General features: G+C 31.2%; 20 protein-coding genes, 2 tRNA genes and 1 pseudogene. 13 read left to right on the top strand and 10 right to left on the bottom strand.

Features of this window, described 5'->3' with window-relative positions; translation table 11 throughout:
* Positions 1 to 30: 30 nt before the first annotated feature.
* Positions 31 to 633 (bottom strand): CPBP family glutamic-type intramembrane protease, encoded by a 603-nt coding sequence (locus AB1J10_RS11440; RefSeq protein WP_046208080.1) that lies wholly within the window; start codon positions 631 to 633, stop codon positions 31 to 33.
* Positions 634 to 638: 5 nt separating this feature from the next.
* Complete coding sequence (locus AB1J10_RS11445) at positions 639 to 824, bottom strand: YkvS family protein (protein ID WP_002508073.1); 186 nt, start codon at positions 822 to 824, stop codon at positions 639 to 641.
* A gap of 197 nt (positions 825 to 1,021) precedes the next feature.
* Between AB1J10_RS11445 and AB1J10_RS11450 the strand changes: the two genes are divergently transcribed.
* Positions 1,022 to 2,011, top strand: coding sequence for a lipoate--protein ligase (locus tag AB1J10_RS11450; RefSeq protein WP_046208081.1), 990 nt, complete (start codon positions 1,022 to 1,024; stop codon positions 2,009 to 2,011).
* A gap of 78 nt (positions 2,012 to 2,089) precedes the next feature.
* Here AB1J10_RS11450 and AB1J10_RS11455 read toward each other — a convergent pair whose 3' ends face one another.
* Complete coding sequence (locus tag AB1J10_RS11455) at positions 2,090 to 2,308, bottom strand: IDEAL domain-containing protein (protein WP_046208082.1); 219 nt, start codon at positions 2,306 to 2,308, stop codon at positions 2,090 to 2,092.
* A 251-nt stretch (positions 2,309 to 2,559) separates the two neighbouring features.
* Here AB1J10_RS11455 and AB1J10_RS11460 point away from each other — a divergent pair, with 251 nt between their 5' ends.
* From AB1J10_RS11460 to AB1J10_RS11470, 3 genes are all read left to right on the top strand, one after another.
* Positions 2,560 to 3,123 carry a competence protein ComK gene (locus AB1J10_RS11460; RefSeq protein WP_070038070.1) on the top strand — a complete coding sequence of 188 codons (564 nt, stop codon included), beginning with the start codon at positions 2,560 to 2,562 and terminating at the stop codon, positions 3,121 to 3,123.
* 153 nt (positions 3,124 to 3,276) lie between these two features.
* A tRNA-Asn gene (locus AB1J10_RS11465) sits at positions 3,277 to 3,351 on the top strand.
* 2 nt (positions 3,352 to 3,353) lie between these two features.
* Positions 3,354 to 3,442: transfer RNA gene (locus AB1J10_RS11470), tRNA-Ser, on the top strand.
* A gap of 734 nt (positions 3,443 to 4,176) precedes the next feature.
* Here AB1J10_RS11470 and AB1J10_RS11475 read toward each other — a convergent pair.
* Positions 4,177 to 4,518, bottom strand: a complete 342-nt coding sequence (locus tag AB1J10_RS11475) for a hypothetical protein (protein ID WP_080937822.1) — start codon at positions 4,516 to 4,518, stop codon at positions 4,177 to 4,179.
* 96 nt (positions 4,519 to 4,614) lie between these two features.
* Here AB1J10_RS11475 and AB1J10_RS12645 point away from each other — a divergent pair.
* Positions 4,615 to 4,746 (top strand): annotated as a pseudogene (locus tag AB1J10_RS12645) (MazG-like family protein); the annotation flags it as partial.
* Positions 4,747 to 5,084: 338 nt separating this feature from the next.
* Here AB1J10_RS12645 and AB1J10_RS11480 read toward each other — a convergent pair.
* A complete protein-coding gene (locus tag AB1J10_RS11480) occupies positions 5,085 to 5,174 on the bottom strand; it encodes an SAR1012 family small protein (RefSeq protein WP_019469096.1) in 90 nt (29 codons plus the stop codon).
* 108 nt (positions 5,175 to 5,282) lie between these two features.
* Complete coding sequence (locus AB1J10_RS11485; protein WP_046208085.1) at positions 5,283 to 5,495, bottom strand: TM2 domain-containing protein; 213 nt, start codon at positions 5,493 to 5,495, stop codon at positions 5,283 to 5,285.
* A 176-nt stretch (positions 5,496 to 5,671) separates the two neighbouring features.
* Here AB1J10_RS11485 and AB1J10_RS11490 point away from each other — a divergent pair, with 176 nt between their 5' ends.
* On the top strand, positions 5,672 to 6,223 hold the full coding sequence (locus AB1J10_RS11490; RefSeq protein WP_046208086.1) for a GNAT family N-acetyltransferase: 552 nt from the start codon (positions 5,672 to 5,674) through the stop codon (positions 6,221 to 6,223).
* Positions 6,224 to 6,309: 86 nt separating this feature from the next.
* On the opposite strand, the gene AB1J10_RS11495 is transcribed toward AB1J10_RS11490, so the two are convergent.
* A complete protein-coding gene (locus AB1J10_RS11495; protein WP_064209416.1) occupies positions 6,310 to 7,248 on the bottom strand; it encodes a 1,4-dihydroxy-2-naphthoate polyprenyltransferase in 939 nt (312 codons plus the stop codon).
* Positions 7,249 to 7,438: 190 nt separating this feature from the next.
* Between AB1J10_RS11495 and AB1J10_RS11500 the strand changes: the two genes are divergently transcribed.
* The 6 genes from AB1J10_RS11500 to AB1J10_RS11525 all read left to right on the top strand — a co-directional run bounded on the left by AB1J10_RS11500 (position 7,439) and on the right by AB1J10_RS11525 (position 12,989).
* Complete coding sequence (locus AB1J10_RS11500; protein WP_070038067.1) at positions 7,439 to 8,791, top strand: isochorismate synthase; 1,353 nt, start codon at positions 7,439 to 7,441, stop codon at positions 8,789 to 8,791.
* Positions 8,784 to 10,466: a 2-succinyl-5-enolpyruvyl-6-hydroxy-3-cyclohexene-1-carboxylic-acid synthase gene (menD, locus tag AB1J10_RS11505; RefSeq protein WP_070038064.1), complete on the top strand. Its 1,683-nt coding sequence runs from the start codon at positions 8,784 to 8,786 to the stop codon at positions 10,464 to 10,466. The genes AB1J10_RS11500 and menD overlap by 8 nt, the downstream gene beginning before the upstream one ends.
* Positions 10,453 to 11,259 (top strand): 2-succinyl-6-hydroxy-2,4-cyclohexadiene-1-carboxylate synthase, encoded by an 807-nt coding sequence (menH, locus tag AB1J10_RS11510; RefSeq protein ID WP_070038060.1) that lies wholly within the window; start codon positions 10,453 to 10,455, stop codon positions 11,257 to 11,259. Before menD ends, menH begins: the two co-directional genes overlap by 14 nt.
* A complete protein-coding gene (gene menB, locus AB1J10_RS11515) occupies positions 11,252 to 12,070 on the top strand; it encodes a 1,4-dihydroxy-2-naphthoyl-CoA synthase (protein ID WP_046208091.1) in 819 nt (272 codons plus the stop codon). The genes menH and menB overlap by 8 nt, the downstream gene beginning before the upstream one ends.
* 47 nt (positions 12,071 to 12,117) lie before the next feature.
* Positions 12,118 to 12,309, top strand: a complete 192-nt coding sequence (locus AB1J10_RS11520) for a hypothetical protein (protein WP_070038058.1) — start codon at positions 12,118 to 12,120, stop codon at positions 12,307 to 12,309.
* Positions 12,310 to 12,551: 242 nt separating this feature from the next.
* Positions 12,552 to 12,989 (top strand): MarR family winged helix-turn-helix transcriptional regulator, encoded by a 438-nt coding sequence (locus AB1J10_RS11525; RefSeq protein WP_064209412.1) that lies wholly within the window; start codon positions 12,552 to 12,554, stop codon positions 12,987 to 12,989.
* Between the two features lie 402 nt (positions 12,990 to 13,391).
* Here AB1J10_RS11525 and AB1J10_RS11530 read toward each other — a convergent pair whose 3' ends face one another.
* Together AB1J10_RS11530 and AB1J10_RS11535 are read right to left on the bottom strand one after the other, a co-directional pair.
* Positions 13,392 to 14,552, bottom strand: coding sequence for an aminotransferase class I/II-fold pyridoxal phosphate-dependent enzyme (locus tag AB1J10_RS11530; RefSeq protein ID WP_070038056.1), 1,161 nt, complete (start codon positions 14,550 to 14,552; stop codon positions 13,392 to 13,394).
* 120 nt (positions 14,553 to 14,672) lie between these two features.
* On the bottom strand, positions 14,673 to 15,677 hold the full coding sequence (locus AB1J10_RS11535) for an acyltransferase family protein (RefSeq protein ID WP_064209410.1): 1,005 nt from the start codon (positions 15,675 to 15,677) through the stop codon (positions 14,673 to 14,675).
* 202 nt (positions 15,678 to 15,879) lie between these two features.
* Between AB1J10_RS11535 and AB1J10_RS11540 the strand changes: the two genes are divergently transcribed.
* Positions 15,880 to 16,302, top strand: coding sequence for a MarR family transcriptional regulator (locus tag AB1J10_RS11540; protein WP_046207911.1), 423 nt, complete (start codon positions 15,880 to 15,882; stop codon positions 16,300 to 16,302).
* A gap of 304 nt (positions 16,303 to 16,606) precedes the next feature.
* Here AB1J10_RS11540 and AB1J10_RS11545 read toward each other — a convergent pair.
* Positions 16,607 to 20,252 (bottom strand): GW dipeptide domain-containing protein (locus AB1J10_RS11545; protein WP_369003123.1); only part of this gene is annotated, 3,646 nt, incomplete at its 5' end.

Below are 20,252 nucleotides of genomic sequence, written 5' to 3' on the forward strand. Positions count from 1 at the left end.
TCATTCATAAGCTTGTGTTTCTATTTCAATTTATCCGTGGAAAATTAATAGAATAACTACTGCAACAATTTGTGCTATGACAGTCGTAGCAATTCTACGCGTATAATAATAACTTAATGAAAGCACAATTTGAACGATGAATACAAAGAAAACAATCCACATTTTATCTAGATAGAAAAATAAAGAAGCAGAACAAATTGCTGTTATTAATACGCTTAACCACATTGGAATGTTTAATTTGAGTAGTTCTTTTTGTAATACAGTTCTCATATAAAGTTCATGACACGGTATCACAAATAATAAAGTAACTAACATTTGCCATTTAAAGTATACACCTGTTCGCGTTAACTCTTTAATCAGTGATGCGTACTGAATATCTGATGAGATAGCTGCTAAAACTAGCTGTATAATAATGAGTACGATACCCGTAATAATACCTATCCCTAGAGATGTTAATAATCTTTTTGATTCAATATCTCTTTGGTAAAATATATAACTGATACCTGCGATAAGCATGATACCAGTATAAAGGTACCAGTATTCTTGCTTTTCACCCCACATGATATATAAAATAATGTGAAATACGATGAAGCTTACAATAAACCAGATTAAAGCGTTTGAAATTCTATTCATATAAACTATCCTTCTTGTTCGACGATTGTATATCGCTTGTGATTGATGACAGTTTTTTCAGGCAGGTCTAGATCATTGAAGTTTTCCATAATTGTTAAATCTACAATTACAGAGTTATCATTAATTTTTTCTACGCGGCCTTTTAAACCGTCATAAAATTCTACTATATTTCCGACTTCTGCGACAGTCATATTGAATCCTCCCTAGAAATGCTAACTAGATAGTATTATACAAAAAAACGACAGACAAATAAACAAATAACCTTTAAATATACAGTTATCATTCTTTTTTTAGAAAAATTAGTATAAATCAGTTAAATGATTGGCATTTTTAATGAAAATATTGCATAAATAAGGTAAGGGTATTAAGAGGAAAAGGAGTGCAGTATATGAAATTTATTAGTAATAATGATATTACAGATCCAACATTAAATTTGGCAATGGAAGAATATGTATTAAAGCACATGCCGAATGACGATAGTTATTTTCTGTTTTATGTCAATCGTCCTTCAATTATTATTGGCAAAAATCAGAATACGATTGAAGAAGTGAACCAACCTTATATTGATGAACATGGTATAGATGTAGTCAGACGTATTTCAGGTGGCGGTGCCGTGTACCATGATACAGGCAACCTAAACTTTAGTTTTATAACGGATGATGATGGCAATAGTTTTCATAATTTTAAAAAGTTCACTGAACCTATAGTGGAAGCATTGAAATCACTTGGATTAGATGCAGAAATGAGTGGCCGAAACGATATTCAAATCGGTAAAGCTAAAATTTCCGGTAATGCCATGGTCAAAGTAAAAGATAGAATGTTTAGCCATGGTACTTTAATGTTAAACAGTGAATTAAATGAAGTTCAAAATGCCTTGCGTGTGAATCCAGCAAAAATTAAATCGAAAGGTATTAAATCTGTGAGAAGTAGAGTTGCTAATATCTCAGAATTCTTAACTGAACCATTAGATATTGATACTTTTAAAGAAATTATTTTAAAAACAATATTTGGTGAGGCTACACAAGTTGAAGAATATAAGCTTTCAGACGAAGATTGGGCAAATATAGAGCAATTAAGTAATGAAAAATATCGTACTTGGGAATGGAATTACGGTAGAAATCCTAAATATAATTTTGAACGAGAAGAAAAATTTGAAAAAGGATTTGTTCAAATTAAATTAGATGTTAAAAAAGGAAGAATTGAACATGCTAAAATTTTCGGTGACTTCTTTGGTGTGGGAGACGTTACTGAATTAGAACATGCATTGGAAGGCACATTGCATGACTTTGATAGTATAGAAGAAGCATTAGCAGATTATGATATCTATCACTATTTTGGAGATATTGATAGATATGAGTTAATCAGATTAATGTCCTAAATAAACAATATAAAAGGTCTATTCGCTAACTTTAATTAATTAGTGAATAGACCTTATTTTAAATATATGACAACTAAATTAACCAACGAGATATGCCTCCAAATGTTTATATTCTTCTGTATAGCGTTTGAAATCATTCTCGTTTTTATTTTTAAGTGCATGATCGATGAGATTTTCTAATTGTTGCTTACGGACATTCCTTAACGATTCATCAATGATTAATTCGATACCTAAGTCATTAATTGTTGATACAAAAGACTCTAAAGTATTGTATTTTACATGTGTATTATGTTTCATTATCAACACAACCCCTCTATCTATATTTAAAATACATTATACAAGGTTTTGATTTTTAAATCAACGAATATTCTGACTTTTCCGAAAAAATAAGTGTAAAACGAAACTTTCAATAATTAAAAAATAGAAAAAGATTCGTAACTAAAATTTAATTGTAGAATATATAGAAAATATTTTATAATATAAGTTGATTTTAAAATGATGATAGTATATTATTTGAGTATCACCAAAATTGTAAGGAGGTTACAACTATGATTCAACCGTATATTATTAAAAAAGGTGATATGTCATTGCAACCGTGCCATTTACCCGTTGGCCAATATGAAGGAACAAGAGTGCTAAGGTATAAAGAAGATGAAAGTACAATAAAAGAACGTACCCACAAAATTATTGACCGCTCTTGTAGATTTTATGGTAGTAGTTATGTTTTTAAAAAAGAGGATACCATTCGAATTACAGGTATTAGCAGCAAGCCCCCGATTTTATTCACTCCTTTATTTCCCACTTATTTTTTTCCAACACATTCTGATAGAAAAACACAAAATACATGGATTAATATCCATTATGTTCAAAGTATTAAATCACTCAAAGATAAAAAATGCAAAGTGAACTTTGTTGATAATCAATCTATCGTTGTAAACATTTCAGCTCATAGCATGCATCATCAATATTTAAATGGTATTTATTATTATTATATGATGGATAGAGCGGCAAGAGTTGCAACTTTTGATCCAGAATCTCCTATAGATTATACAAAACCACAATTAAATATATATGAAGCACTTGCTAAGTATTCTTTGTTTGAAAGTAAATAGTAAAGTTTATTAAAAATATTAATGTAAAAGTAGAATATGCGGAATATTATATTAATTTAGTGTAAATGTTCTGCATATTTTTTTACGATATCTCTTGAAAATTTGCTATTAATTGATATAATAATATTTGTGCTTGATTAGAGATACTATTTATCCACAGTAGCTCAGTGGTAGAGCTATCGGCTGTTAACCGATCGGTCGTAGGTTCGAGTCCTACCTGTGGAGCCATTGGAAACGTACTCAAGTTGGCTGAAGAGGCGCCCCTGCTAAGGGTGTAGGTCGCGAGAGCGGCGCGAGGGTTCGAATCCCTCCGTTTCCGTAAATTAGATAATCCCGTTAAGTTGACGTGAGTAAAACGTTGATTTGACGGGTTTTTATTATATTTGGATAAGTTTGGCTAAGTGTCTTAAATGAACTTTTAAGACGATGAAACGCCAATAGTTATATAGATTTTACAAGATACGCCAACGCATTGGTGTGAGTTTCCATACTTTCTAACGCTTGAATAGCCTTATCGTTTTCGGCTTTAACTGTTTCCGTAAAAACAGAAAAATCATTTCAAGTAAATACTTTGGATAACAAAAGAACGTTGTTAAATCAGCGTTCTTTTTATTTTATGAAAAATATACAAAAGTGAATTCTATAAATTTTGGTCAACAAGGGACGACTTGAACACTTTTAAAATTTTTTGTCCGTTGAGTTGTCCAGCTAGAAATTAAAGGCTTTAAGTAGCTTATCATCTTCCTGTGATTTCAATTATTCAAGCAAATGATTATATACTCACCAAGTAATTTCAATATTTGCATGACCTAATCTTTTACTAATATATGGCATTGAAAATTCTTTACTTTAATATATTGATGCATGGGTATGTCTTATCAAAAGTGATGTAAAATTATCAACATTGTTTCTAACAAGAACTTTTTTAAAGTCTTTATAGCTGCTTTATTTGTAATTAATGTCACGGCAGTAATGATAGATTGTAGCATGTAGACGATGAAAGGGAGAGAATATAAAGATGGAAAAAGCCATCCAGTTAAGGATGGGACAATATTATTTATCCGTAAGCAATTTGATACCACGAATGATGTTGAAAAGAAATATAATGCCAGCAATGAGTAATAAAAAAATGCCTATACCGAATGAAACATTAGATATTACTTCTTGATTGTCAAAAGGTTTATCGAAAACTTCTCGAGAAAAGATGAAACCTAGATTTGCAAAGAATAAGAAAATATATACCCAAATGTGATTAAATAATGCTTTTCTACCATGAGTAGAAGTTGGTTTTTCAGCAAATATCCAAACGAATATTGGAAATATAATTGGTGCGAAAAACACACTGAAATAACTTAGTGATGATAAAATATTTTGATTTTTATTAGATTGATTCAATATAATCACCTCCAAAGCAATTAAAACACTTAACAAAATAAATTTGAAGCAATATATAAAATCTAACAATATTGTTAGATAAGGAAGAATATTTAAATTACGAACACACTAGATCAATTATTAATACAAGTAGAACAATGGAGTATAGATAAAAAATTACATAATGGTAATTCAGATAGACGAACATTAAAATTCTATGAAGAAGCTGGCAAAGTCGGTGCAGCATTATAACGTAACAAAATGGAAGATTTAAAAGACGGTAAAGGTAATGCGGAATTCCCGTTAAATTGATGTAAATAATACGTTGATTTAACTTTTTTTGTTATGTCCGGTTAATTTTCGATAAATACGTAATAAAAATTATGCGACAACATTAGCAAATAGTAATTGCTTTTCAGTAAAACATAAAAGTAAGTTTAAATGAATAATTTAGATGTGGATGGGTGCAGAAAAGAGAGAGATTTATTATTATATGGATTTGTTTTCCGTTATTGCAATGTGACTGGAGCATCATTGCTCATGCATAAGCCCCACTAACTCAATAAATTGAGAAGTGGGGCTTTAATTTATTTTGTTTTTTTACTTATTAAGTTTCTAATTCCTCTTACAATATAACCGACAATCAGTGTTCTAAAAACACGTTTTATAATATTCATAAAATTTTACCTCCTAAACGAAACTCATACATGCTACTTACATACCTTTACCCATTTTTTATAAGTGTAATGAAAATGTAAGGGATTTTTTAGCAAGTTAGTATAAAACTATTTTTCGAGGGTAATGAGACCATTTTCATCTGCTTTGTTAAAGAAAATTGTTAATATCCCGCTAATGATAGCAATAATATAAGGGATGCCAGTCCAAAAAAATATTAAATGTATAATACCTTGTAGTAATTGGTTTGAGTAAAATTTATGTATGCCACACCAACCCAAAAGAAATGCAAGTACGACGTATATAACTTTGTTTACTTTCATGTGTATAATGTCCTTTCATTTTCTAGATTATTGTATTAATTATCTCTTAAATAGTGAAATTGAACAAATAAAACAATGTGACAAAATTTGAATTATATGGTTGTTATTACATCGAAATTTTAAATTGATTCAGATATAATGGAATTAATAATCGTAATAAATAAAGGAGAAATAAAATGATTAGAAAAGCTAAGCCTAGTGACAAAAAAGATATTGCAGAATTATGTTATATCATTTGGAGTCAATTAGATATCGATATGGTAAAGGAAGTCGAAAAATTTCGTTTGCTAAATATAATGGAACAAAGCATGGTAGATGTAAAATATAGAGGGCACATTAGTAATGTATGGGTATATGAAATTGATGGTAACGTTGCAGGCTGTTTGATCGCATATCCTGGCAGTAAAGAATTAGAACTTGAACAAGCATGGCTAGACATGGATTTAGAGGAAGATATAAAATCTTATGGCACACCAATGCCGATGAAAGAGGCTGCTAATGATGAATGGTACATTGAAACTGTAGCAACATTTCCTCATTTTCGTGGAAATGGTGTAGCAACGAAATTGATTAAACATGTCATTTCAAACTACCCAGATGAAAAATGGAGTTTAAATTGTGATGTTGATAATACTGCAGCATTACGTGTCTATGAAAAATTAGGTTTTGAAATTAAAAGTGAATTTGATTTATATGGACATATGCATTATCACTTAGTACATGTTTAGCATATACTAGTAAAAATACAAAATCGTTCATCAAATGAGTGAAGAACGATTTTGTATATATATAATAAATTAAATACAGGGTGTTATTAAATCCCGCCTAATAAAGCACTGATATAGATACCTAATGCATAAAGGAAACCAAAGAATGTATTTGTTTTTCCAGTAGCAGCCATTGCAGGCATCATTGTTTCAGGTGTATCGTTCTTTTTAAATCTTCTAACTGCTTTGATTGGCATTGGGAAAGATAATAAAGCTAGCAAGAAGAAAATCGAACCACCAGGTTTAAAGAAAGTGATATAGATAACGAGCAAATAAGCGACGATATACATCAATGCTAAAAAGCGTACAGCATTATTTTTCCCTAATAAAATGGGTAATGTTTTTCGACCACTTGCCTTATCTTTAACCCAATCCCTGATATTATTGCCCATGTTGATAAGACCAATTGTGATTACGATTGGAATGCTAATCCATACCGCTAAACTTTGTATGTTACCAGTTTGGATAAAGAAGGCAATTAAAATAATTATCATACCCATAAATATTCCTGAAAATAGTTCTCCAAAAGGTGTCCATGAAATCGGGAATGGTCCACCTGTATATAGGTAACCTACTGCCATGCAAACTAACCCAATAGGAAGTAACCAGAATGAACTTTGGGAAGCGATAAATATACCTAAAATCGCTGCGATAATATAAAATGTTATGGCTAAGTTCATGACTAATTTTGGACTCATGCCATTTCGTACAATTGCGCCACCGATACCTACTGAAGTATGGTCATCTAAGCCTTTTTTAAAATCATAGTATTCATTAAACATGTTTGTAGCTGCTTGGATAAGTAAACATGCCACTAGCATAGCAATGAATAAGCTAAGCTTTAGATGATCTTCACTACCTAGAAGGAATATTTTTGCAGTTGCAGTACCTACTAAAACTGGAACTACTGCAGCAGTCAATGTGTGTGGCCGCATTAAGTGCCAGTATTTTCTGACTGTTGAATATTGTTGGTATTGAGATGCCATAATGATTTACCTCGAATTCTTTTAATATAATTAATTTTTATCAAATTAATTTTAATAGAAGAAGTTGTAAAGGTCAACTTACGTAAAAATTGTCTACATGAAATAAGCTGAAAAACGTACACAGATTGTGAAAAGTGGTACAATATTATAATGAGTGTAAACTGATATTGAAATGAAAGAAGTGAAATAGATGACTTTAGATGTCAAGGAAAGTGAAATTGTCGAAGCGGTATACGAAAGTAACCATACTTGGGTTTCTGTAGAAGCAAAATTAGATTATGAATTAGAACCTACATTATTATTTCATTTAACCGAAGATTGTGCGGGAGACCGTTTTTATTTCAAGAAAAATGACAACGAAACTTCATTCTTTGGCTATCATGCTATCACGAGATTTAAAAACGATTTTGAAAATAAACAATCTATTTTTCGTGAGTGGGAAAAGTATAAAAATGATATTGAGTTAATACATCCAAATTCAGAAAGACATCATTTGAAAATTTGTGGTGGTTTCCAATTTTCAACGCATAAATCAGGTGATGAATGGCGTGAGTTTGGTATTAATCATTTTGCCTTACCTGAAGTACTCGTTACGATGGAGCAGGGACAATCATTTATAACGTATACAGTAGAAGCCGATAAGTTTGAGATAGATACTTTCTTAGCAATCATTGATAGACTTACACAAAAGGACGTTCAACCTAGTGATGAAATAGGGGATATTAAAAGAATTGACGATATTTATAAAGACGAATGGCGTGAGTTAGTTAAAGATACAATTGATATTTTAGATGAAAATAAAAAAATTGTCCTTGCAAGAAAAAGGCTTATTATGTTTGATAAAAACATTAACATTCCATATATACTCAATAGGGCAATGCAGGGTGAACATAATAGCTACTTATTTGTGCTTGAATCACAAGATAGTGTGTTTTTCTCCCAAACCCCTGAGCAATTAATGGAAGTCAAAGATGACGTGTTATCGACGAAAGCTGTTGCTGGTACAATTAAAAGAACACATCGAGATGACATAGATAAGGCAAATATTGATGCATTTTTAAACGATGACAAGAATTTAAATGAGCATCATTTTGTTGTTAAAAGTATATTAAATGATATCAAACCTTATGTAGAAGAAATTACATTTAATAAAAAACCTCAAATTTTAACAAATGATCATTTATATCATTTATATACCAAAATTGAAGGACGGTTATTACAAAATTCATATATTGGATTATTAGATAATCTTCATCCTACACCAGCATTAGGTGGTTATCCTAAGGAAGAAGCAATTTCTTATATTGAAAATAATGAATTTGGTACACGAGGTCTATATGGCGCACCAGTAGGATATATTGATATGTATGATAACTGTGAGTTCATCGTAGCTATTAGATCGATGTTAATTAAAAAGAATCAAGCTACTTTATTTGCTGGTTGCGGTATTGTACAAAATTCTGATGCTGATAGTGAAGTAGAAGAAACTGCGGTTAAATTCAATCCGATGATGAAAGCTTTAGGAGTAGAGAAATATGAGTAATCACACAGACGCTTTAACAAAACAAGTTTTTACATTAGTCTCAGAACTATATGCATATGGCATAAGAGAAGTGGTAATAAGCCCTGGTTCTCGTTCAACGCCACTAGCTATTGCTATAGAGGCACACCCAAAACTGAAATCTTGGATTCATCCAGATGAACGTAGCGCTGCTTTTTTTGCGATGGGGTTAATGAAAGGTAGTGAAAGACCAGTTGCAATTTTATGTACATCTGGTACTGCAGCTGCCAATTATACGCCTGCAATTGCAGAAAGTGATTTAAGTCATTTACCATTAGTCGTATTGACGAGTGATAGACCGCATGAATTAAGAGGAATAGGTGCACCGCAAGCGATAAATCAAACAAATATGTTCGAGAATTATGTTCAATACCAATTTGATTTTCCAATAGCAGGTGCCGATGAATCACAAGATTATTTGTTAAACACTATCAAATTTCAAATACAAAAAGCAAGCCAATATTTCTACGGTCCGCATCGTGGACCCATACATTTGAATTTGCCATTTAGAGAGCCATTAACACCGAACCTAGAAAAAGTAGAATGGTTAAATTCAGATAATAAGATCTTGCCTCATTATCAAAAAACAGCAAGTTTAAATGAAATCAAAACGATTATGCAAAAACGTAAAGGCCTCATTGTTGTGGGTGATATGCAACATCAAGATGTAGATCAAATACTTACTTATGCAACCATACATGACATGCCTATTTTGGCAGACCCTTTGAGTCAATTACGTAAAGAACATCATCCTAATGTAGTGACAACTTATGATTTACTGTATAGATCGGGGTTATCTATAAATGCTGATTTTATTATTCGCGTAGGTAAACCAGTGATTTCTAAAAAAGTAAATCAATGGTTAAAAGCTACAGAAGCTTTTCAAATATTAGTGCAAAATAATGATCAACCAGATGCATTTCCAAAGGTACCGCATGTATCTTACGAAATGTCGGCCAATGATTTCTTTAGGCAGCTTTCTGAAATTCCAACTGTAGAACGAAAAAATTGGTTAGAAAAATGGCAATCACTAGAAAAGCAAGCACATATTAAAATCAAAGATTATTTGAGAACTGCTACGGATGAGTCAGCTTTTGTAGCAAATCTATTAGATAAATTGACGAAAGAGGATGCATTATTTGTTAGCAATAGTATGCCAATCCGTGATGTCGATAACTTATTTATAGATTGTGAAGCAGAGATTTATGCTAATAGAGGTGCAAATGGCATAGATGGTGTTATTTCTACAGCGATAGGAATGGCAGCACATAAACGTGTCACATTATTAATAGGTGATTTAGCATTTTACCATGATATGAATGGTTTACTTATGTCAAAATTAAATGATATTAACTTAAATATCATACTTTTAAATAATGATGGCGGCGGAATTTTCTCCTTTTTACCACAAAAGTCGTCTGCTGATATTTATTTTGAAAGACTATTTGGTACACCGACAGGATTAAACTTTGAACATGCTGCATTACTTTATGATTTTTCTTACAGACGTTTTGAAACAATTGAAACTTTTAAGTATGCAGAACTGTCAAAACTTGGTGCACATATATATGAAATCATTACAAATCGTGATGAAAACTTAAGCCAACACCAAAATCTTTATTTGAAATTGAGTGATATTATAGATGTTACATTATAAATTTCATCAATCTACAAAGAACTCAAATGATTTGATCGTATTATTACATGGATTTATAAGTGATCAATCGACATTCGATGAACATATCAAAACGTTCACAGATGAAATCAATGTATTAACCATTGACTTGCCAGGTCATGGTTTTGATCAATCAAGTGAAACGTGTACTTGGAATTTCGAATTTATCTGCCAATTATTAGACGATACATTAGCTTTGTTTAAGGCATATCGTATTTTTTTACACGGTTATTCTATGGGTGGTAGAATCGCTTTATATTATGCGCTTTATGGAACGTGCCACTTAAATGGATTGATATTAGAAAGCAGTTCACCAGGAATTGCAGATGAAGACGACCGCATCGAAAGAATTCAAATTGATCAAGCACGTGCAAAAGTTTTAGAAATCGCTGGATTAGAAATTTTTGTAAATGATTGGGAAAAATTACCTTTATTTCAAAGTCAGTATAATTTAAATACAGAAACAAAACGAAAGATTCGTCAAATGCGATTACAACAAAATCCTGTGAGATTAGCAAAAGCTTTACGAGATTATGGTACTGGACAAATGCCTAACTTATGGCCAAAAATATCAGATATTGCAGTTCCAACTTGTATAATTGTAGGAAGTTTCGACGAAAAATTTATAAAAATTGGTTATCACATGTGCGACTTAATACCAGAGACGAGTCTATATGAAGTTAGTGGTAGTGGTCATACTGTACATGTGGAAGAAATGACAGAATTTGATAAAATAGTGTTAGGTTTTATTTTTAAGGAGGAGCAAAATGACTAGACAATGGGAAACAATTAAAGAATATAAAGAGATTAAGTACGAATTTTATAACGGCATAGCCAAAGTAACTATTAATAGACCTGAAGTTCGTAATGCGTTTACGCCGAATACGGTACAAGAAATGATAGATGCATTTACAAGAGCTAGAGATGATCAACGTATTTCGGTTATTGTCCTTACAGGTGAAGGTGATAAAGCATTCTGTTCAGGTGGAGACCAAAAAGTACGTGGCCATGGTGGCTATGTAGGTGAAGATCAAATTCCGCGTCTTAATGTGTTGGATTTACAAAGATTGATACGTATTATTCCAAAACCTGTCATCGCTATGGTTAGAGGATATGCAATTGGTGGCGGAAATGTATTAAATGTTGTTTGTGACTTAACAATCGCTGCAGATAATGCAATATTTGGTCAAACAGGTCCAAAAGTAGGATCATTTGATGCAGGTTATGGTTCAGGATATTTAGCGCGCATTGTAGGACATAAAAAAGCACGTGAAATATGGTATTTATGCCGTCAATACAATGCACAAGAAGCTTTAGACATGGGCTTAGTAAATACTGTTGTACCTTTAGCTGATATAGAGGATGAAACGGTGAAATGGTGTGAAGAAATGATGCAACATTCTCCGACAGCATTAAGATTCTTAAAAGCAGCGATGAACGCTGACACTGATGGATTAGCAGGATTACAACAAATGGCGGGCGATGCTACGCTGTTGTATTACACAACAGACGAAGCTAAAGAAGGCAGAGATGCGTTTAAAGAAAAACGTAATCCTGATTTTGATCAATTCCCTAAATTTCCATAAGTAAAGATATTTAGTAACAACGCGTCAATAAATATAGAGGCTTTTGAATGAAAGTCATGGTATTAAAACTAAAACGACAACCGTTAATTTCTAGTGAATATTTAGAAATTAACGGTTTTTTTATTGTTTTAAAGTTGTCTAGTGATTATTTGATGCTGAATGACAAATTGACCAATGCATGGTTCGAACGAATACACCTTATTACCCAAATGATACATAATGACTGGTTATATGAATGAATCTAAAGTTAAAAAAATTCATTTTCATCAATGATAAAAATGAGAATATAAAATGAAAATCCAGGTTTTAAATTTATTATTAAAAATTAAATGAAAAACATGTAAGTTGGATAAAATTAGTTTTCAGAATATTCTATTGACTAATACTAGTAATGTTAAAACTTTTAAACATTTTGTTATTATATTTGACCAAAAATAAAATTTCTATTAATATAATAAAAAAGGGCAGAGGAGAGTAGTGAATGACACAATATAAAAATAAAGAACTTATGAAAGATATGTGTTTTCTGTTTTATGTTTCTAGTAAAGAGATAGTAAATAAATTTAACAAACACCTAAAGCAGTATGATATTAGCTTTCCAAATTATGTAGTGATGTTATATATTGAAAACTCAAATCCTGTATTTATCAAGACATTATGCGATCAATTATATTTAGATTCTGGTACAATAAGCCCAATTATTAAGAGACTCGAAAAAAAAGGACTAATTGAACGTATGAGAACAGAAGAGGATGAACGAAGAGTTAAAGTACAATTGACACAAAAGGGAAGTGTGTTAAAAGAAAAATTTGAGCAAATTTCAGATGAAGTGTTAACTCAGTTCAATATGAGTTCAGAAGATATAGATATATATTATAAATTAATGAAAAAATTTGCTGAAAAAAATATTTATCAATAAAATGCACATATTTGAAATATAAAGCGTAATATAAAAGAAGCCCGTAAATGAATTTTTAGAAATTCATTTACGAGCCTCTTTTATGTCATACTTCTTAACAGATATATTTTTAAGAAAATTACCTCTGCTTAAGTGCGTAGTTATCTCTAAGTAAGTTTTCCTCATAATCCTCAGCATAATAATCACATTAAAAAATTCACTTTATTAATCCTACTATTATTAACAATTTGATATAGTTTCTCGATTTATTAAATCATTATACCGACTAATCGAATGTCGGATATTAATCACACTAAAATTTTTTGATTATATTCAATTGAGTTTTTTGGCTGCCTACATAGAATATGGAAGTTAGCGTAGTAATCATTGGTAAATAAATTTTAAATACAGAATAACAAGGCGTTATTCATAATGTTCTTTTATATAAAGTTCTAATCTTCTCATTGCCTCTTTTAAGGCATCGAGTTCATAGGCATAAGAAATACGCACATGGCCTTTACCAATGTCTGTAAATGAAGAACCTGGTACCATTGCAACGTGTGCTTTTTCGAGTACATCAACGCAAAAATCAAAATCATTTTCTGTGAAATTTTCAATACTTGGGAAGATATAAAAAGCACCTTCTGGTTTAGCGTCGAGTTTAAATCCTAAAGATTGTAGTTTTGTGATTAAAAAATCTCGTCTTTCAATATATGCTTTGTTCATATAGTGAGGTGCATCTAATCCTTCGTTTAATGCTGCTATACAAGCTATTTGAGCAGGTACATTAGCACATATACAATTATAGGCATGCATAAATGTTAACTTTTCAATTAAATATTCAGGACCTATTAGAAAACCAATGCGAATCCCAGTAGCAGAGTGAGATTTACTTAATCCATTGACGAGCAATAACTGATCACGGATGGATTTAAATTCAGCAAAAGAAGTGTGTTGATGATTAAAGGTATTTTCTGCATAAATTTCATCACTAATGATAAAAATCTCTTCATTTTTTAACATTTCTGTAAGTGCATGAATTTCATCATAAGTCAAAATAACACCAGTGGGATTTGTCGGATAATTTAAAAGAATTGCTTTTGTTTTTGACGATATATTTTGCTTGATTGCTTCAGGTGTTATTTTGAAATCTGTTTTTGTAGTGTCGATATATACAGGAACGCCACCAAGTGTTTTAATTAAAGGGATATAACCTGCATAAATAGGGCTGGGGATTAATATTTCATCACCTGGGTTAATAATGCTTCTCAAAGCTGTGTCTAATGCTTCACTAGCGCCATTTGTAATAATAATTTCATCAGAGCTATAATGGAAACCATAGCGCTGTTTAAAATAATGACTGACTGCATTTCGTGTTTCAAGTAACCCTTTGTTATGAGAATACTTTGTTTGATTTTCTTTTATTGCAGTAATATATGCATTTTTTACGACATCAGGCATAGGAAAATCTGGTTGACCGATTGTTAAATTGATACAATCATCAATATCTTTAATTTTATTTGAAAATTGCCTAATACTTGGTGCTGTTAAAAATTTAGAATTGTCGTTTAATGATAGCTTCATTGTTTTTCACCTCAAAATAAAAATACCGATTTGTAGTTAAATAAGTATGACTAGCTTAAAATATCAAATTACTACCATCGTAACATATTTGAATCAACTACAAATCGGCTGGAAATTATTTTAATCTTTAAAATTCGAAGGGGATTGCAAGTTAATAATTGGATTGGTCCACTTAGAGATAAATCTAGTTGATAATACATATACAATTATACTAGTAAATAAGAGTAGATATATATAAGTCAGTATAGAGATGTGGTCTTTAAACGGATAAATATTAAAACCACGTATAATACCAATTACAATGCCATGTAGTAAATAGACATACATAGTGCGACGCCCAATGTATGTGAAAAATCTTTCTTTTTCAGGTATTAAATTAAGGAAAGAAAACATTGTAATTAAAATAATAAAGTATAATAGCAAACGTTTAATTGGACTATATAAATCTTGTTTACCTTCTAGTGACATATAAGGTGAATCACCTAATAACCAATCAGCATTTATAGGATGCAAGGTATAAATGATATAAAAAAGGAGTAAAATGCTAACAGCGACCGGTATGAATTTCTTATTTCTTAACACACGTGTATGTTCACTCGTAAATAAATAACCTAAATAGAAAATAGGGAAGAACATGATTGTTCTTGAAAAACTTAAATAATTGTCAATATTATCTGAGTAACCTGCAAATAAAGAAATAATAATAGATATTGGTAATACAAAATAAGGTTTATAGTCTTTTACTATTACTAATATGACATGGAAAAAGAATAATGTCAGTAAAAACCATAATGCAAAAACAGGATCAAATGGATCGAATTTAACACTGTCCTCTTTTCCTGTGAAATAATAGTAAAAGGTGAAAAATCCAAAGAAAATAAAATAAGGTACTAACAATTTTTTTGAAACTTTCTCTAGATAACCAGCTTTGCCTGCTTTTTTAGCAAAATAACCTGAGATGAATAAAAAACAGGGCATATGGAAACTATATATAGTTAAATAAAGTGAAGAAAGATATTTACTTTCTTCAGTATATGGTTGTAATAAATGACCAAATACAACAAGAAAAATTAATATCATTCTCGCATTGTCGAAGAAATAATCTCTTTCTTTTAACTGTGTCATAGGGTTGCTCCTTTTATATGCAGGTAAAATTTATAATCACTGTTACTAATTTATTATAAAACATATGACAAATGCAACAAAACCGACTGATTTGTAGATTATTATTGTATATTATGAGGAATAACATTATAATATTAGAAAATAAAATAATAAATTTAAATGCTATTGAACATTTTAATTAAAGTAGTGGAGATGAAACAACATGTATAAACAACTAGAACAATTAATTACACTTACAAGTAATGATTTAAATTTAGTCAGTAGAAGGTTTGGCCAACGCACAGATTTAACTTCAGAACAGTTAGAAATGTTAAGGATTTTATATCATTATAATGTTTTATCACAATATGATTTAACAATGAAAATTAATAAAGAACAGTCTATTGTGTCTAGATGGATCAAAAAATTATGTCAAATGGGCTATATAACTAGTAAACAGTCAAACAAAGACTTAAGATGTAAAGATTTAATGATTACAGAAAAAACAAAAGCACTTGTTCAACAAATTAACGAAGTTAGGGTGGCTTTGATAGAAGCAAGGTGTCAAAATTTAACTTCAAATGATATTGAAAATCTAAATTATTTATTAAATAAATTAAATACGCATCATCATTATATCAAGTAAATGACAAAGTGGCTAAAATTTTCAGCATCATTTTATTATGTAACACAGCGATATGATAGGGTTCAAATGAACCAAAAATGCATAGAAACAGAAACAATAAATAGCTATCCAATGATTGGAAAAGCTTTCATGTTGGAAAAGAACAATATGTCATAACAGAGATTTAAAAAGCTTCTATGACGTTTACAAAACTGTTTAGTATAATGATACTTAATATGTTAGCACTATATAAACAAATAAACCTTAGGTGAATTTTCACCTAAGGTTTATTTGTGTTTTAAAACTTACACATTATGATTTCATGCTATTTATATGTGTTTACATCAAAATATTTGCCCAATTTATTCATTGAATCATAGAAACCTTTAATACGTGTAGCATTATGAGATGCCCATGCAACATCAGTTGCATATTGATGAACGCCTGGATTATCAGGATTCCAACGCATTTTATACAAAGTATTTTGTCCTTGGTTAATGTATGAATTAGCAATGTATTTAGCGCCACCAACAATTGCTTTTTTAACAGTATCCCAGCCATTATTTTTAGCGGTAGCAAAACCTTGTTTTACAGGATCTTTATCAACGGCTCCAATACCAAACATATTGTAATATTTTTTAGCGCCATTAGTGACAACTTTATTATTTACTACGTCACCACCATTAGCAAGCTTAGAAGTTCCATTTCCAGTTTCAAGTAGGGCATGAGAAACTAAATAAACTTCATTAATGTTATAAGTTTTAGCAGCTTCACTAAATGCCTCACCTTGTCCTTCTAATATGCCTTTGCCAACTAATAGTTTATCTAAATCAGTACCAGAAATATTTTGTGATTTATCTAAGCGTAAGAATTGGTATTTTTGAGTTGGATCTTTAGCAAGCTTACTACTATCCATAGCATTTTTAATCTCACTTTTTGTTGCATCTTCCCATTTTCCAGGTGTACGTTGAATTTGAGGTTTGAATTTCAAACCATGTTGTAACGCTACTGCCTGATCTAAAGTAAGATTAGATTTATAGTATTTTACAAGCTCTTTTCGTAAGTCGCTTTCTTTTATCCAAACAATTTTACCGTTCGATAATTTACCATGATACCAAGTTACCCCATTAATGATTTGTTTTTCAAAAACAGTAAATATGCTTTCATGGAAACCTTTTAATGATCCAGCTGATTTTGTAGCATTAGGATCAAGGTAATAGTTACCATTGGCATTGTAAATAACATAGTCGAATTTTTGTGGTGTGATTTTTGATTGTGTTGGAGTTTTATTCAAATCTTTAGCTGCAATCCAACCAGTTTTATTATTGACGTTTCCGTATAGGTACTCGTCTTTATCAACAAACACAGATTTTGATGCGTTAAATTTACTGTTTTTAATATTATTTTGGGTATCTAATTGCTGATTTTTTGTCCCCCATGGAATTGCATATAAGCCATTGTTAGTAGCTTTTACAGTATATTGTCCATTTTTAGCTTTTGTTTTGCTTAAGTTACGCGTATTTATATCTTTAGTATTAACCCAACCAATTGGTGTATTTTGTTTTGTATTTTGGATTAACACATAAGTGTTATTACCTTGAGTACGTTGCTTAGTTACAGTATACGTACGACCAGCAAATTTAGAAGCATTTTTACCTTTTTTATCATAAACAGTTGCTTTAATACCAGAATTGTTTGTGTTTAATTGTCCGATTTTACTAACAGATGTTGTAGGAGTAGCAGTAGCTTTTGTAACTGCTTCTTTAACAGTAATGTCACCTGTTTGCATCCAACCTAGGTTAGTATTTGTTTTGTTATCTGTAATTAAATAAAATGAATTTTTACCTAATGTAGCTTTTTTACTTAATTTGTAAGTTTTACCATTCACATATGATTTTTGAATACCTTTTTGATCATATACGGATGTATAAACACCATGATTTGTTTTAGCGACTGTACCTTGTTGATTGATAAGCGTATTGACAGTTAAATTATTACTTGTACTAGGGGGGGTAGCTGTTTTACTTGTTGAAGTTAATTTACTTAAGCTTACCCAACCGGATAAATTATTTACTGTGCCATAAATATAATTTGTTTTGCCAATTTGCTGCTGTTTTGATGCTTTGAATGTTTGACTAGAGCTGCCTGAAACTGTGCCTGCTTTCTGAGAACTAGTGCCCCAAGGTACAGTATAAATCACTTCACCAGGTTTGATTTTATAAGATTGATTATTTTTAGCAACTGGCTTAGCAGAGTTATAACTTACATCACTTTGATGTACCCATCCAATTAAATTACCTTTATTATAATCAGAAACTAAGTAAAAGTTTTTGTTTCCTAAAGTCGCCGATTTTGTAACTTTTAACGTTTGATTCGTTTTACTTGTTTTTCTACCATTTTGATCATAAACAGTGGTATATAATCCATCATTATTTGTGTTTATGCGCCCAACACCGTTGTTCGTTGATACTGTTAATTTACCAGTATTAGTAGACGGTTTTGTAGTAGAACCACTTGACTCATTTTTGCTCCCACTTGTACTTCCAGATGACGTAGAACCCCAAGCGGCAGCTTTACCTGTTTTAATTAAATATTTTTCATAAATTAAATCATAAAGTTCATCATAACTATAATTATGATTAGCTAAATAACCATGTGGATCGATATGATCTGATCCACCTAAATAATTACTTACAGCCTTATGCGTCCAAACAGTCCCAACACCATCATACTCAGCGCTATCAGGAGCAAGTCCATAATATTGTAGGTTTGTAGCTGCATAGTCTGCATAGTTATTGATAGAACGAGCAAATGAATCATAGTCATGAGTATGGACTAATTCTACATGAATAAAGCGTTCGTTTGCAGCTGGACCAGCACCCCATGCTAAATAATCTGTATTAGCTGTTTCAATAATACGATTACCATCTACATAAGCATGTACAAATGCGCTATTATAATTATTTTTCATGTAATTTATTTCACCAGTTATTGTTGAATTATCGTTTGCAGTATCATGCATAACGATACCTTCAGGTTTACCATAACGATACTGATATTTTGGTAAATAACTTGCGATATCTTGTTCATAGTTAGGTGCTTTGAAGTTATTTTTACGAATATAATTATTTATTGACGAATTTACTTTTGGCGTATATTTAGGTAATGAACTTTTAGATGTAGATTTAGTACTGACAGCTGATCTTGTAGCTATAGTTGGTGTACTAACTGATCTAGCCATTCTTAATTTTGGTGTTGCCTCACTTTTATAGACTTGAACTGTTTTTGGTGACGTATTTATATCTGAATCTAAAGTATTCACTTTTTCAGTTTGTGCTTCATTGTCAGATTGAGTTGTTGTAGTTGTCTCACCAGAAGTTACCTCAGAGTCAGCAACCTCAGAATCATCATCATCTTGAGCGACAGTAGTTTTATCATCATTCTGATCTGCTAAGTTAGTGCTGTCGTCTTTACTTTCATTAGTGTTGGAAGTAGTACTATTATCGTTTGCAGAATCAGAAGTTGATTCATCAGAAGCGATCTCAGAGTCAGCAACATCAGAAGCATTATCATTTTGAGCGACATTAGCGTTATCATCATTCTGATCTGCTAAGTTAGTGCTGTCGTCTTTACTTTCATTAGTGTTGGAAGCCGTACTATTATCGTTTGCAGAATCAGAAGTTGATTCATCAGAAGCGACCTCAGAGTCAGCAACATCAAAAGCATTATCATCTTGAGCGACATTAGCGTTATCATCATTCTGATCTGCTATGTTAGTACTGTCGTCTTTACTTTCATTAGTGTTGGAAGCCGTACTATTATCGTTTGTAGAATCAGAAGTTGATTCATCAGAAGCGACCTCAGAGTCAGCAACATCAGAAGCATTATCATCTTGAGCGACATTAGCGTTATCATCATTCTGATCTGCTATGTTAGTACTGTCGTCTTTACTTTCATTAGTGTTGGAAGCC

This window comes from Staphylococcus cohnii species complex 1663 (assembly GCF_041008415.1).
Classification (GTDB): Bacteria; Bacillota; Bacilli; order Staphylococcales; family Staphylococcaceae; genus Staphylococcus; species Staphylococcus ureilyticus.

Excerpts from the sequence above, each read along its gene's own strand:
- AB1J10_RS11440 (WP_046208080.1), bottom strand. The coding sequence starts at position 633 with ATGAATAGAATTTCAAACGCTTTAATCTGGTTTATTGTAAGCTTCATC.
- AB1J10_RS11445 (WP_002508073.1), bottom strand. The coding sequence starts at position 824 with ATGACTGTCGCAGAAGTCGGAAATATAGTAGAATTTTATGACGGTTTA.
- AB1J10_RS11450 (WP_046208081.1), top strand. The coding sequence starts at position 1,022 with ATGAAATTTATTAGTAATAATGATATTACAGATCCAACATTAAATTTG.
- AB1J10_RS11455 (WP_046208082.1), bottom strand. The coding sequence starts at position 2,308 with ATGAAACATAATACACATGTAAAATACAATACTTTAGAGTCTTTTGTA.
- AB1J10_RS11460 (WP_070038070.1), top strand. The coding sequence starts at position 2,560 with ATGATTCAACCGTATATTATTAAAAAAGGTGATATGTCATTGCAACCG.
- AB1J10_RS11480 (WP_019469096.1), bottom strand. The coding sequence starts at position 5,174 with ATGAATATTATAAAACGTGTTTTTAGAACACTGATTGTCGGTTATATT.
- AB1J10_RS11485 (WP_046208085.1), bottom strand. The coding sequence starts at position 5,495 with ATGAAAGTAAACAAAGTTATATACGTCGTACTTGCATTTCTTTTGGGT.
- AB1J10_RS11490 (WP_046208086.1), top strand. The coding sequence starts at position 5,672 with ATGATTAGAAAAGCTAAGCCTAGTGACAAAAAAGATATTGCAGAATTA.
- AB1J10_RS11495 (WP_064209416.1), bottom strand. The coding sequence starts at position 7,248 with ATGGCATCTCAATACCAACAATATTCAACAGTCAGAAAATACTGGCAC.
- AB1J10_RS11500 (WP_070038067.1), top strand. The coding sequence starts at position 7,439 with ATGACTTTAGATGTCAAGGAAAGTGAAATTGTCGAAGCGGTATACGAA.
- menD (WP_070038064.1), top strand. The coding sequence starts at position 8,784 with ATGAGTAATCACACAGACGCTTTAACAAAACAAGTTTTTACATTAGTC.
- menH (WP_070038060.1), top strand. The coding sequence starts at position 10,453 with ATGTTACATTATAAATTTCATCAATCTACAAAGAACTCAAATGATTTG.
- menB (WP_046208091.1), top strand. The coding sequence starts at position 11,252 with ATGACTAGACAATGGGAAACAATTAAAGAATATAAAGAGATTAAGTAC.
- AB1J10_RS11520 (WP_070038058.1), top strand. The coding sequence starts at position 12,118 with ATGAAAGTCATGGTATTAAAACTAAAACGACAACCGTTAATTTCTAGT.
- AB1J10_RS11525 (WP_064209412.1), top strand. The coding sequence starts at position 12,552 with ATGACACAATATAAAAATAAAGAACTTATGAAAGATATGTGTTTTCTG.
- AB1J10_RS11530 (WP_070038056.1), bottom strand. The coding sequence starts at position 14,552 with ATGAAGCTATCATTAAACGACAATTCTAAATTTTTAACAGCACCAAGT.
- AB1J10_RS11535 (WP_064209410.1), bottom strand. The coding sequence starts at position 15,677 with ATGACACAGTTAAAAGAAAGAGATTATTTCTTCGACAATGCGAGAATG.
- AB1J10_RS11540 (WP_046207911.1), top strand. The coding sequence starts at position 15,880 with ATGTATAAACAACTAGAACAATTAATTACACTTACAAGTAATGATTTA.